This is a genomic window from Leclercia sp. 29361 (genome assembly GCF_011290365.1).
Taxonomy (GTDB): domain Bacteria; phylum Pseudomonadota; class Gammaproteobacteria; order Enterobacterales; family Enterobacteriaceae; genus Enterobacter; species Enterobacter tamurae.
This window is the reverse complement of the sequence record NZ_CP049786.1, coordinates 1,159,836-1,172,036: the sequence shown is the minus strand read 5'-3', so window position 1 is coordinate 1,172,036 and position 12,201 is coordinate 1,159,836. Positions and strand designations below refer to the sequence as shown.

The 12,201-nt window shown below is 58.2% G+C and carries 11 protein-coding genes and 1 other annotated feature; of the genes, 2 read left to right on the top strand and 9 right to left on the bottom strand.

Translation table 11 applies throughout. The annotated features are described in order from the left end of the window. Positions 1-25: 25 nt before the first annotated feature. The 8 genes from hemH to G7090_RS05450 all read right to left on the bottom strand — a co-directional run bounded on the left by hemH (position 26) and on the right by G7090_RS05450 (position 8,066). Entirely contained in the window at positions 26-988 is a 963-nt protein-coding gene (hemH, locus tag G7090_RS05485) for a ferrochelatase (protein ID WP_106992194.1), read from the bottom strand. Positions 989-1,112: 124 nt separating this feature from the next. Continuing rightward, a complete protein-coding gene (gene adk, locus G7090_RS05480) occupies positions 1,113-1,757 on the bottom strand; it encodes an adenylate kinase (RefSeq protein WP_166181753.1) in 645 nt (214 codons plus the stop codon). 226 nt (positions 1,758-1,983) lie between these two features. Continuing rightward, complete coding sequence (gene htpG, locus G7090_RS05475) at positions 1,984-3,858, bottom strand: molecular chaperone HtpG (RefSeq protein WP_166181752.1); 1,875 nt, start codon at positions 3,856-3,858, stop codon at positions 1,984-1,986. Between the two features lie 111 nt (positions 3,859-3,969). Then, a complete protein-coding gene (gene recR / locus G7090_RS05470) occupies positions 3,970-4,575 on the bottom strand; it encodes a recombination mediator RecR (protein WP_106992191.1) in 606 nt (201 codons plus the stop codon). Next, a complete protein-coding gene (locus tag G7090_RS05465; protein WP_032616874.1) occupies positions 4,575-4,907 on the bottom strand; it encodes a YbaB/EbfC family nucleoid-associated protein in 333 nt (110 codons plus the stop codon). The genes recR and G7090_RS05465 overlap by 1 nt, the downstream gene beginning before the upstream one ends. A 53-nt stretch (positions 4,908-4,960) precedes the next feature. Beyond that, on the bottom strand, positions 4,961-6,895 hold the full coding sequence (dnaX, locus tag G7090_RS05460; protein WP_166181751.1) for a DNA polymerase III subunit gamma/tau: 1,935 nt from the start codon (positions 6,893-6,895) through the stop codon (positions 4,961-4,963). After that, positions 5,567-5,631: a sequence feature (DnaX frameshifting element), on the bottom strand. Its footprint overlaps the gene before it by 65 nt. Positions 6,896-6,984: 89 nt before the next feature. Beyond that, positions 6,985-7,536: an adenine phosphoribosyltransferase gene (apt, locus tag G7090_RS05455; RefSeq protein ID WP_106992189.1), complete on the bottom strand. Its 552-nt coding sequence runs from the start codon at positions 7,534-7,536 to the stop codon at positions 6,985-6,987. A 152-nt stretch (positions 7,537-7,688) separates the two neighbouring features. Further along, the gene (locus G7090_RS05450) at positions 7,689-8,066 is read right to left on the bottom strand and encodes a DUF454 family protein (protein ID WP_106992188.1); all 378 of its coding nucleotides are present in this window, start codon (positions 8,064-8,066) and stop codon (positions 7,689-7,691) included. A gap of 50 nt (positions 8,067-8,116) precedes the next feature. Between G7090_RS05450 and priC the strand changes: the two genes are divergently transcribed. After that, positions 8,117-8,644, top strand: coding sequence for a primosomal replication protein N'' (gene priC, locus G7090_RS05445; protein ID WP_166181750.1), 528 nt, complete (start codon positions 8,117-8,119; stop codon positions 8,642-8,644). 12 nt (positions 8,645-8,656) lie between these two features. After that, positions 8,657-8,818 carry a pleiotropic regulatory protein RsmS gene (gene rsmS, locus G7090_RS05440; protein WP_166181749.1) on the top strand — a complete coding sequence of 54 codons (162 nt, stop codon included), beginning with the start codon at positions 8,657-8,659 and terminating at the stop codon, positions 8,816-8,818. Between the two features lie 22 nt (positions 8,819-8,840). On the opposite strand, the gene mscK is transcribed toward rsmS, so the two are convergent. Beyond that, a complete protein-coding gene (gene mscK, locus G7090_RS05435; protein WP_166181748.1) occupies positions 8,841-12,188 on the bottom strand; it encodes a mechanosensitive channel MscK in 3,348 nt (1,115 codons plus the stop codon). Positions 12,189-12,201 lie beyond the last annotated feature (13 nt).

Genomic DNA, 12,201 nt, shown 5'->3' with positions numbered 1-12,201 from the left:
AGCATAAACCCGGCCCGGAGTGCGATTAGCGGCTGTTGGTCACCAGGGAGACCATCATCTCGATGTGTTCAGGGTCGTCGTTCAGCGCCGGAATGTACTCATACTTTTCCCCGCCCGCTTCGAGGAAGAACTCCCGGTTTTGCACCGCGATCTCCTCCAGCGTCTCCAGACAGTCTGCCGCAAAGCCCGGCGACATCACCTGAATATGTTTCACTCCCTTCTCACCCAGCATTTTGAGGGTCTCGTCGGTATAAGGAGTCAACCACGGCTCGCGACCAAAGCGCGACTGGAAGGTCATCATCACCTTCTCCGGCGGCAGGCCAAGGGCGGAGACCAGCTCACGGGTGGTATCGCGGCAGCGCTGCGGGTAATCATCCCCTTCGTCGGCAAATCGCTGCGGAATACCGTGATAGGAGAGCAACAGCAGATCCGGCTCGCCGTGTTTTGCAAAGGAGGCGCGGGCGCTGCTGGCAAGGGCGTTGATATACATGTCGTTATCCGCGTAGTCGCGAATAAAGGTCACGGAAGGAATACGGCGGCGGGTCGCCAGAATACGTGCCAGCTCGTCCCAGACGGCGGCCACGGTAGAGCAGGAGTATTGCGGATAGAGCGCCAGCACCACGATATGGTCCACGCCCTGCGCCAGCAGTTTATCAACAGCGCTTTCCAGGGACGGTTTACCGTAGCTCATACCGAGCACAACGGGCGTATCCGGCAGACGGGCGGCGAGGGCTTTTTCCTGACGACGGCTGTAGACCATCAGCGGCGAGCCCTCTTCCATCCAGACGGACTGATAGAGTTTTGCCACGCGCGGGGAACGGATCGGCAGGATCACGCCGCGCAGCAATGGCCACCACAGCAGGCGTGGGGTATCCACAACGCGCGTATCGCTCAGAAACTGACGCAGATAACGGCTGACCGCTGCGGGGGTTGGGGCTTCGGGGGTACCTAGATTGGCAAGCAGGATGCCGGTTTTCGCCTGACTCATTCACGCCTCATAACCTTTTAACAGGCTGATAAGTGTATCTGAAAAGTGCGTAAACGGAACCCATTGCTGCGATAGGAGAAATGAGAATATTTCTCACCCGGGAGCCCGGGTGAGAGAGGTGCGATTAGCCGAGAATGTTTTCCAGCTCTGCACGGACTTCAGCGACAGGCTTAGTGCCGTCGACTTTGGCGTATTTGGTGTTACCCGCCTGCGCTTCTTGAGAGTAGTAGCCGATCAGCGGCGCGGTCATCTGATGGTATTCCACCAGGCGCTTACGCACGGTCTCTTCCTGATCGTCTTTACGGGTGGTCAGCTCTTCGCCGGTCACGTCGTCTTTGCCTTCCACCTGCGGCGGATTGAACTTAACGTGGTAAACGCGGCCAGACGCGGCGTGTACGCGACGACCGATGATACGGTCAACGATCAGTTCGTCCGGTACGTCGAACTCCAGCACGTAGTCCACGTTGATGCCCGCTTCTTTCATGGCATCAGCCTGAGGAATGGTACGTGGGAAGCCGTCCAGCAGGAAACCGTTGCGGCAATCTTCCTGAGTAATGCGTTCTTTAACCAGAGCGATCACCAGCTCATCGGTCACCAGTTTGCCGGCGTCCATAATGTCTTTCGCCTGTTTGCCCAGCTCGGAGCCAGATTTAACAGCGGCACGCAGCATGTCACCGGTAGAGATTTGCGGAATACCGTATTTCTCCATGATGAACTGAGCCTGAGTTCCTTTACCCGCGCCCGGAGCGCCAAGCAGAATAATACGCATTGCGAAAATCCCCTCAAAAGTTGGTTCAATTTTTCAAAAGCGCTAAACAATACCATCAGAACGGGTATGGCTCAAGGAAGGCGGGAAGGCTGAAACGGTTAATGCGTAGAATATCGTAGAGGGTGCGGTAACGGCTCCCCTCACCCCGGCCCTCTCCCCAAAGGGGAGAGGGTGTTCGAGTTCCCTCTCCCCTTTGGGGAGAGGGTTAGGGTGAGGGGTTGTTTTATTATGCCAGCAGCAACGCATTCACGCGCTTGATGAACTGGTTTGGATCTTCCAGCGTGCCGCGCTCGGCCAGCAGGGATTGATCCAGCAGCAGTTCAACCCACTCGGTGAACCGTGCTTCGTCCTGAGTCTCGGCCGCGCGTTTCACCAGGGCGTGATCCGGGTTCAGTTCAAAGATGTACTTCACTTCCGGTACGCTCTGGCCCGCAGCGGCAAACAGCTTCGCCATCTGGGTGCTCATTTCGTCGGCTTCGGTAGTAACGATGGCCGGGGTATCGGTCAGACGGTGAGTGAAACGCACCTCTTTCACGCGATCGCCCAGATGGGTTTTCACACGCTCAACAAACGGCTCCAGCGCTTTTTCCGCCTCTTTCGCGGTTTCGTCCACTTCATCCGCCAGCTTGTCGATGGACTCATCGGCTTTAGCAACGGACTGGAAGCTTTTGCCGCTGAACTCGGTCAGGTAGTTCATCATCCACTCATCGATGCGATCGGAAAGCAGCAGCACTTCGATGCCTTTCTTACGCAGCAGCTCCAGGTGCGGGCTGCTCTTCGCCGCGGCATAGCTGTCGGCGGTGATGTAATAGATCTTCTCCTGCCCTTCCTTCATGCGGGAGATGTACTCTTCCAGCGACACGGTCTGCTCGGAGGAGTCGGTGTGCGTGGAGGCAAAGCGCAGGAGTTTGGCAATGGCTTCAACGTTGGACGAATCTTCCGCCGGGCCCTCTTTCAGCACCAGACCGAACTGTTTCCAGAAGGTCTGGTATTTTTCCGCGTCGTCTTTCGCCAGCTTGTCCAGCATCTGCAGGGCGCGTTTGCTCAGCGCGGTGCGCAGGTTGCGGGTGACGGTGCTGTCCTGCAGGATCTCACGGGAGACGTTCAGCGGCAGATCGTTAGAATCTATCAGGCCACGCACAAAGCGCAGGTAGTTCGGCATGAACTGCTCGGCTTCGTCCATGATGAACACGCGCTGCACGTACAGCTTCAGGCCGTGCTTGTGATCGCGGTTCCACATATCCCACGGGGCCTGCGCCGGGATGTACAGCAGGCTGGTGTACTCCTGCTTCCCTTCCACGCGGTTGTGGCTCCAGGTCAGCGGATCGGTAAAGTCGTGGGCGATGTGCTTGTAGAACTCGGTGTACTCTTCGTCTTTGATCTCAGACTTGTTGCGCGTCCACAGCGCCTGCGCCTTGTTGATCTTCTCCCAGGAAATGACGGTTTCGCCGTCCTGCTCTTCCTGTTTTTCGATCTCGACCGGCAGGGCGATATGGTCAGAATATTTGCTGATGATGGAGCGCACGCGCCAGTCGTTAAGGAAGTCGTCTTCCCCTTCGCGCAGGTGCAGGGTGATCTCGGTCCCGCGATCGGCTTTGGTGATGTCGGCCACGGTATATTCGCCTTCGCCGTGGGATTCCCAGAACACGCCGCTTTCGGCGCTTTCACCTGCCGCACGGGTGCGCACGGTGACTTTATCCGCCACGATGAACGCCGAGTAGAAGCCCACACCGAACTGGCCAATCAGCTGGCTGTCTTTCGCCTGATCGGAACCCATCGACTGCAGGAAGGCTTTGGTGCCGGATTTGGCGATGGTGCCCAGATGATCAATGGCTTCATCGCGGGTCATACCGATGCCGTTATCGGCGATGGTCAGGGTGCGGTTCTCTTTATCAAAGGAGACGCGCACGCGCAGCTCGCCGTCACCTTCGTACAGCTCTGGCTTCGACAGCGCACGGAAACGCAGCTTGTCTGCCGCATCAGAGGCGTTAGAGATAAGCTCACGCAGGAAGATTTCTTTATTGGAATAAAGAGAATGGATCATCAGGTGCAGAAGCTGTTTTACTTCTGACTGGAAACCGCGGGTTTCTTGTCCTTTCATACTAAGTCGACCTCAACAATGCCATTTAATGGGGTTTAAAAGCGTTGAGGGAGAGATGGGGATACGCGGAAAGGTTTTCAAGCGGAGGCCACGCATGCAGCCTCCGTTTGGTCAGAAAATAATCTTGTGACGTCCGGCCAGAGAGTGTGACAGCGTGGTGCCGTCCACCATCTCCAGCTCGCCACCCACCGGAACACCGTGGGCGATGCGGCTGGCTTCAACGCCGGATTCGGCGCACAGCTCGGCGATATAGTTGGCCGTCGCCTCCCCTTCCACCGTTGGGTTGGTGGCGAGGATCACCTCGCTGATCGTTTCCGATTTCAGACGCTGTTCCAGCCGATCCAGACCGATATCATCCGGCCCGATACCGTCCAGCGGTGACAGGTGGCCCATCAGCACAAAGTAGCGGCCAGAAAATTGCCCGGTCTGTTCGATGGCGTAGATGTCCGCAGGACTCTCCACCACGCAGATCTGGCCATTTTCCTGACGACGCGGATTGGTGCAGATGTTACATACATCCTGTTCGGTAAAGGTGCGGCAGTCCGCACAGTGACCGATTTCTGACATGGCGCGGGTCAGAGCCTGCGCCAGACGCATCCCGCCGCTGCGATCGCGCTGCAGCAGGGTAAACGCCATGCGCTGCGCTGACTTCGGGCCTACGCCCGGCAGGCAGCGTAGCGCTTCCATTAACTGCGTGAGCAGCGGACTGGTTTGCATCAGAACGGCATCTTAAAGCCCGGTGGCAGCTGCATTCCGGAGGATACAGAGGCCATTTTTTCTTTCTGGGTTTCGTCGATACGGCGCGCAGCATCGTTAAATGCAGCAGCGACCAGATCTTCCAGCATGTCTTTGTCGTCTTCGAGCAGGCTTGGGTCGATCTCCACGCGACGGCAGTTATGCGCACCGTTGATGGTCACTTTGACCAGACCGGCACCAGATTCGCCAGTGACTTCCATCTGCGCGATCTCTTCCTGCATCTTCTGCATTTTTTCCTGCATCTGCTGGGCCTGCTTCATCAGACCACCCAGACCGCCTTTACCACCAAACATAGGCTTCTCTCTTCTTTCACGTTAAAGATAACAACCGTAAGTCAGACTCACGATCAAATGGGTCGAATACTCTCTTCATCCAGTTCTGCATCAAAGTAACGCTGCAGGGTCTGAATGTTATTATCCGCGATAATCGACTCACGCGCCTGCGCGAGTTTCTCTTCATAGATGGCCTGACGCCACTCCAGCGGCGTTCGCACCGCCGGATTATCATCTTCAATGATAGTCAATTCAACCGGTGCGCCCTGTAATGTGGAGAGCGCCTCCGTCAGCACCTGTTGTGCGCTCGCCGAGTTCAGGTGACGCTGGCCCGGACGCAGATGCAGGCAGATCCGGTTGCCGTCCTGTTCACGCCAGGCGTTCAGGGCAACCTGCTCCACCAGCTTGGGCAGTTTCAGCTGACTGACCTCTGCCGCCCAGGCATCACGCTCCAGCGACTCTCCGGCAAGCTTAGCGGCCAGTTCCGGCGTCTTCTCGTGCTCCAGCGCCTTTTTCAGCGCCTTCGGCGTGGCGACTTCTACCTTCACCTCTTCGGTGATGGTGGTGGCTTTCCAGCGATACGCTTCTTTCTTTGCCGGAGCCTGTGGCTCAGGCGTGGCCGAGGCAGAACGCGTCTGCACCCGATCCGTGACCGAAGCCAGACGTTCAAGCGCGGCGTTATTTACCGGCCGCGCTCTTGCAGGCGCTGCCGGTTCACTCTTTTTTGGCTTGGTTGCTCCCTGCGCGCGTTGCAACTGACTGCGGGCGGCGAGCACCGAACTGGTGGCATCCGACAGCGGCGCATCATGGCGCGGCGGCGGAGGCGCACTCTGCTGCACGGGCACCTGCGGCGGCGTCAGCACTGCAGTGGGGGCGACCGGGGCAAACGACGGCTGCTGCACCTCGGGTTCCGGCAGCGGCATGCGCGGATGGAACGCCAGCGCGCGCAGCAGGGTCATTTCAACCCCCATACGGCGGTCAGGGGCGAACGGCAGCTCTTTACGGCCAATTAACAGGGTTTGATAGTAGAGCTGCACGTCGGTTGGCGGAATGGTTCGCGCCAGCTCACGCATGCGCTGCTCAATCGCGGCCATGTCCGGACCCAGCGCCGCCGGGGAGAGCTGTACCATCGCGATGCGGTGCAGCAGGCTGAGCATCTCAACCAGCAGGGCTTCCCACTCGATGCCGCGCGCCGCCGAGGCGTTGACTAACTCCATCACCCGCTCGCCGTTGGCCTCGACCACCGCCTCAATCAGCGACAGGGCCTGATCGTCATCCAGGGTGCCGAGCATGGTGCTGACCGCCAGGGTGGTCAGCTGGCCGTCGCCGCTGGCAATCGCCTGATCGGTAAGGCTGAGCGCATCGCGCAGACTGCCGTCGGCGGCACGCGCCAACAGCTGCAGGGCACGCGGTTCATGCGTGACCTGCTCTTCATTCAGAATATGTTCAAGCTGATCGCGGATCTGCCCGACATCCAGCGCCTTCAGATGGAACTGCAGGCAGCGGGACAAGATAGTCACCGGCAGCTTCTGCGGATCGGTGGTCGCCAGCAGGAACTTGACGTGTGCAGGCGGCTCTTCCAGCGTTTTCAGCAGGGCGTTAAAGCTGTGGCGCGACAGCATGTGCACTTCATCGATCAGATAGACCTTGAAGCGGCCGCGCGCCGGCGCGTACTGGACGTTGTCCAGCAGATCGCGGGTATCTTCGACTTTGGTGCGTGAGGCGGCATCGATCTCAATCAGATCGACAAAGCGCCCCTGCTCGATTTCACGGCAGTTATCGCAGACACCGCACGGCGTGGCGGTGATCCCGCTTTCGCAGTTGAGGCCTTTCGCCAGTAAACGGGCGATAGAGGTTTTACCGACGCCGCGGGTGCCGGAAAAAAGATAGGCGTGATGGATACGTCCTAGCGATAAGCCGTTCGCCAGGGCGGTCAGCACATGTTCCTGGCCGACAACGTCAGCAAAGGTTTGGGGTCGCCATTTACGGGCTAACACCTGATAACTCATGGGCAGGCTCTGCAACGCTGGAAGGTGGATATTCAGGGGGGTAATGCTAACACAACCTCACCCGTTGGGCGAGGTTGCGGGCGGGAGGATTAATGTCCCGGGAATGGCACGAGGCAGTAGCTGGTGATGCCCTGTTTTTCCAGGCGCTGTTCGCCACCCAGATCGAACAGATTGATGATGAAGGCCGCATCGGTCACTTCGCCACCCAGACGACGGATCAGCTTCACGGTCGCCTCAATGGTGCCACCGGTTGCCAGCAGATCGTCAACCACCAGCACTTTATCGCCTGGCTTGATCGCATCGATGTGGATCTCGAGCTGATCGGTGCCGTACTCCAGCTCGTAGCTCTCGGCGATGGTTTCGCGTGGCAGTTTGCGTGGCTTACGCACCGGCACAAAGCCGACGCCCATCGCCAGCGCAACCGGGGCGCCAAACAGGAAGCCGCGGGCTTCGGTGCCGACAACTTTGGTGATCCCGGCGTTTTTGTAACGCTCTACCAGCAGTTCAATGCTGAGGGCGTACGCTTTCGGGTCTTCCAGCAAGCTGGTGACATCACGGAAAAGGATGCCAGGTTTTGGGTAGTCCTGGATGCTTTTGATGCTGTTTTTAAGGTATTCAAGCTGCTGCGCAGTTGCGGTCATAAATGGATGCCTGATGAAAACGGTGTTACTCACGGAGCGGATAGTGGGTCGGTCAAGGTAACAATTGTTTAACCTTTAACCAAGCCTGCCCGTGCTCGAAAACGGTCGAATTTACTGGCTGCGCACAAGAATTGCAACAGCCAACCCGAGGATTATTGCTTTTGTTGCTTTTCATCAACCACAGGGATCCGCCACATGAAAATCAGCAGGCATGAGAGGATCGCCAGCAGCAGGATCCGCACCCACATGATCTTTACCAGCCATAATGAGATGGCGAAGGTAATAAGGATAACGGCAATAGCCCGCGGCTTCGCGCCGGGCGGCATGGCGCGGTGCTGTTGCCAGTGGCGCAGATAGCCGCCAAACCACGAGCGATAGAGGAGCCAGTGGTGAAAACGCGGCGAGGAGCGGGCGAAGCACCAGGCCGCCAGCAATATAAAGGGCGTGGTTGGCAGAAGGGGCAAAACGACACCCAACGTGCCGAGCACTACCGCAAGCCAGCCAATGATGAGTAAAATAGTACGCTGCATAATGCGAATCGTTATCAAACTGAACGGCTACTGTACCACTGGAGAGCGGATTGAAAACAGCCTTGCTTTTACAGACGCTGCAAAATCAGCTGACGGCCCTGCGAAACCAGGCCGCGCCTCTGATGCAGCACGCTACCCTGAAGCCGCGTTTTGACCGGCAGCTGTTCCGCACCCGCAGCACGCTGATTAAAGATTACCTGGATGAAGCCCAGCACAATCTGGATGAGCTGGGTCGTGCGGTGGAGAAGGCACAAACGGAGCAGGTGACCTGGCTGGCCACCCATCTGGCGGAGCAGATCGCCGCCCTGCACCGGGAGATCGCCGCCTGGCCTTTACGGGTCTGGGACAGCCCTTCTGCCGGGGCAACTAAATGGCAGCGCAAGCGCCTTGAGCATCAGGAGTTTGAGCGGCGGCTGTGTGAGATGAAGTCTGAACGTGAGGCCCGGCTGAAGCAGGCCGAAACGCTGGAAGAGCAGCAGATGCTGATGCGCGAAATTACCGCGCTGGAGGGGCGGCTTGAACGCTGTCGTAAGGCACTGGATGATATTGAGCGCGTGATTGCGCGTCTGACCCGTTAACAGGAGTAGTGTGTGTCACTGGAAAACGCCCCCGATGAAGTGAAGCTGGCCGTGGATCTGATTATGCTGCTGGAGAATCATGATATTCCCGCCGAGACGGTGCTGAAGGCGCTGGAGATTGTGAGGCGGGATTTTGAGGGGAAAATATCCCCTCACCCCGGCCCTCTCCCCTGAGGGGAGAGGGTGAAAGGTCATGTCACGCTGGCGTCGGATCGTCACCCTTCACTTCACGTTTCACTTCCGTATGCTCGTCGCCCTTCTCATTGCGCAGATGCACTTCAAGCTGGTTGAACGCGATGTTGATGTCGTTCTCGCGGCACAAGCGTTCAATGGTGCGGTTCAGCTCATCCACGGTGTAGCTGCGGTCGCGCAGTTCACGCACGTAGAGACGCAGCTCGTGATCCAGCGTGCTCGGGCCAAAGGTGGTGAAGAACACCGCCGGTTCCGGATCGTGCATCACTTTCGGATGTTCCATCGCTGCCTGCAGCAGGATTTTTTTCACTTTATCCAGATCCGAACCGTAGGCCACGCCGAGACGGATCACCACGCGGGTGATGGTGTCGGAGAGCGACCAGTTGATCAACCGCTCGGTCACGAAGGCTTTGTTCGGGATGATCACCTCTTTCCGATCGAAGTCGGTGATGGTGGTCGCACGGATACGGATCTTGCTGACGGTTCCCGAGAAGGTGCCGATAGTCACGGTATCGCCAATGCGCACCGGACGCTCGAACAGGATAATCAGACCTGAAACGAAGTTACCGAAGATCTCCTGCAAACCAAAACCAAGACCGACCGACAGCGCCGCCGCCAGCCACTGCAGTTTGTCCCACGAGACCCCGAGCGAACCGAAGACGGTCATCGCCCCCGCCACCAGAATCACATAGTTCAGAATGGTGGTGATGGCGTAGGAGGCCCCTTGGCGCATGTTCAGGCGCGAGAGCACCAGCACCTCCAGCAGACCCGGCAGGTTGCGGATCAGAGCCCAGGCCACCATCGACGAGACCAGCGCAAACAGCAGGCTGCCCATGGTGACGTTTTTCACCACTGCCGCCCCCGCTTCGGTGCCGTTGTAGTGCCACAGGGTGATGCTGTCGAGATAGGCGAAGACGGTGATTAAATCCGACCAGATAGCCCAGAACATCACGCCGAACAGGGCGATCATCACCAGCATGGTGATACGCAGCGTCTGCTGGTTCACCTGCTCCAGAGCGATGGTCGGCTCCTCCTGCGGCTCCGCGCCTTCGGCCCCCTCTTTCACCATATTCTGCCGACGCGCCAGGGCGCGGCGATAGGCGATACGCCGGGCGGCAACGCTCAGCCCGCGCAGGACGGTCTGGTAGAGCAGGTTCCAGAGGATCACCAGATAGACGGTTTCAATCCAGCGGCCTGACAGACGTAGAGTGGTATAGAAATAGCCGGTCGCCGTCAGCACCATCAGCGCCAGCGGGATAATGGACAGCACGGTGACCGTCGCCAGACGGATGGCGTGGGACTCTTTATCCCGCCAGCTGTCGCGGCACATCGGCCACATCAGGACGGCGATCAGCAGCAGGTTAAGCAGAATGACGAACTGCCCCAGCACATCGTCCATCAGATGCAGCGGGGAGAGTTCGGCCACCACCGACCAGAAATGCAGCGGCAACAGTGCCAGGCTCACCCGCACGATCTGGCGTCGCCAGTGGCTGGTGAGCTGGGCAGGCATATTGAAATGACTCACCGCCACGCCATCTTTTTCCAGCACTTTCCAGCACAGGCCAAACACCAGCCAGAACAGCGCCAGTTTTTTGCTGAAGGCCCACAGCAGATCGCTGATATTGAGCTGCATGGTGAGCAGGATCAGTCCCGCCGCCAGAATTAACAGACAGACCGGCAGGGCGCGGATCAGATCGATAAGAATGGCTTTCGGGGTGTGAAGCTGGCTGTCATTACGCAGCTGCCCCACTTCACTCGCCAGCTTCGCCTGGTATTTTTTCAGCCAGCCGAGACGCCAGCGGATTAACCCGGCAATCAGCAACAGCGGCAGACCCGCCAGGAAGGCAAAGGCCACCGCCGGACCGGCTTTTTCCCAGTTAACGGTGATGTTCATCCCTTTAATCTGGTCTTTCAGCATGCCCGGGAAGGATTTGATCCAGTCCCAGTCCATCGGTTTGTTGCTGTTTACCCAGAAGATCTGCTGGGTAAGGATCTCCTGCAAACTTTTGGAGACGCTCACCAGCTGCTGCTGGTTGATCTGCAGGTTAATGGCCATCATCAGCTGATTGCCCAGCTGCTTGTTCAGCTGATCGAGCAGCTCGCGGCGCATTTCCACCACCTGCAACAGCGCGTCGTGGACTTCATCATTGACGTCGCTGCTGTGCCCCTCTTCCACTTTGGCAACGAAGGCATCGCTCTGGAACAGGGCGTCGCGCTGCTGGTTGACCTCAAACTGTTCAAGACGCAGATCCGCAATGCGGTTGGTCATGTCCTCCAGCTCATCGGCGGAGGGCAAGGTTTGCTGCTGCTGATACAGGATACGCGACAGCAGCAGGCTGCCTTTCAGGACGGCGATCTGCTCTTTGATGTTGCGTTCCGACTGCAGGGCGCGATCCAGCCAGTTTTTAACTTTGATGTTCTGCTGAACCAGCGAGTTGCCGTTTTCGGTCGCGGTGATCAAACGCTGGCTGAGCTGATGGTTGGCATCCAGCTCCTGCTTCACCAGCGGGTTTTGCTGGATGCGCGCGGTTTCGTCCGGATTAACGGCCTCCTGGGCGGTTTTCTCCGTCAGGGTCAGGCGCTTGCTGTTGACCGCCTCCTGCAACAGCTGGAGTTGATGCTCCAGACGGTTGATGTTGGCGGTGACATAGTCGCGCTGCTTTTGCAGGGTATCCTGCAGGACGGTGTTACCTTCCAGACTCTTACGCTGCTGTTCGATCTGCGCATTGAGCAGTTGCTGCTGGGCCAGGAGTAGCGTTTGTTGGGTCGGGCGTAATGCCGCTTCGCCCGCGGAGGTTCCGTTCAGGCGATTGCGGATCTGCTGCAGCTGTTGCGACGCGGTGTACATCGCATTCTGCACGCGCTCCGGCTGGGTTTGCAGGGACACCAGCTGGCTGTTGTAGGTGGCCAGATCGCTTTGCGCGGTTTGTAAATCGTCGAGCAGCTGCGCCACGCGCAGTTCCAGCTGACGCAGGGATAAGGTCGCCAGCGTTTTGCGGGTCTCCGCATCATTATCGACATCGCCCAGCGCATTGAGGCTCTCGGTCGCCTTGCGCATCGCTTCCGGCGCCTGAGCCACTTTCTGGCGAAGCTGCGTGGTTTCGGCTTTGATCCGTTCGAGCTTGTCGACCGTCTCAAGGGTTTCCGTCAGATCCTGCTGGACCAGTTTGTCCTGCGGCGTAAGCTCTTTCTGTTTGCTCAGGGCGTCGAGCTGGCTCTGAACATCTGCCCGCGTGGGGATGTCGCTGGTATTATCGGCACGCGCAAACGCAGCCGGTGAAGCCATCAACGAGAGAAAGAAAACCAGAATAAAGGCAAAAATGGGATGCTGTTTGCGTGTGTAGTGCAACATAGTTATGTGTGAT

Coding starts and splice junctions, on each gene's coding strand:
- hemH (WP_106992194.1), bottom strand. CDS start 988: ATGAGTCAGGCGAAAACCGGCATCCTGCTTGCCAATCTAGGTACCCCC.
- adk (WP_166181753.1), bottom strand. CDS start 1,757: ATGCGTATTATTCTGCTTGGCGCTCCGGGCGCGGGTAAAGGAACTCAG.
- htpG (WP_166181752.1), bottom strand. CDS start 3,858: ATGAAAGGACAAGAAACCCGCGGTTTCCAGTCAGAAGTAAAACAGCTT.
- recR (WP_106992191.1), bottom strand. CDS start 4,575: ATGCAAACCAGTCCGCTGCTCACGCAGTTAATGGAAGCGCTACGCTGC.
- G7090_RS05465 (WP_032616874.1), bottom strand. CDS start 4,907: ATGTTTGGTGGTAAAGGCGGTCTGGGTGGTCTGATGAAGCAGGCCCAG.
- dnaX (WP_166181751.1), bottom strand. CDS start 6,895: ATGAGTTATCAGGTGTTAGCCCGTAAATGGCGACCCCAAACCTTTGCT.
- apt (WP_106992189.1), bottom strand. CDS start 7,536: ATGACCGCAACTGCGCAGCAGCTTGAATACCTTAAAAACAGCATCAAA.
- G7090_RS05450 (WP_106992188.1), bottom strand. CDS start 8,066: ATGCAGCGTACTATTTTACTCATCATTGGCTGGCTTGCGGTAGTGCTC.
- mscK (WP_166181748.1), bottom strand. CDS start 12,188: ATGTTGCACTACACACGCAAACAGCATCCCATTTTTGCCTTTATTCTG.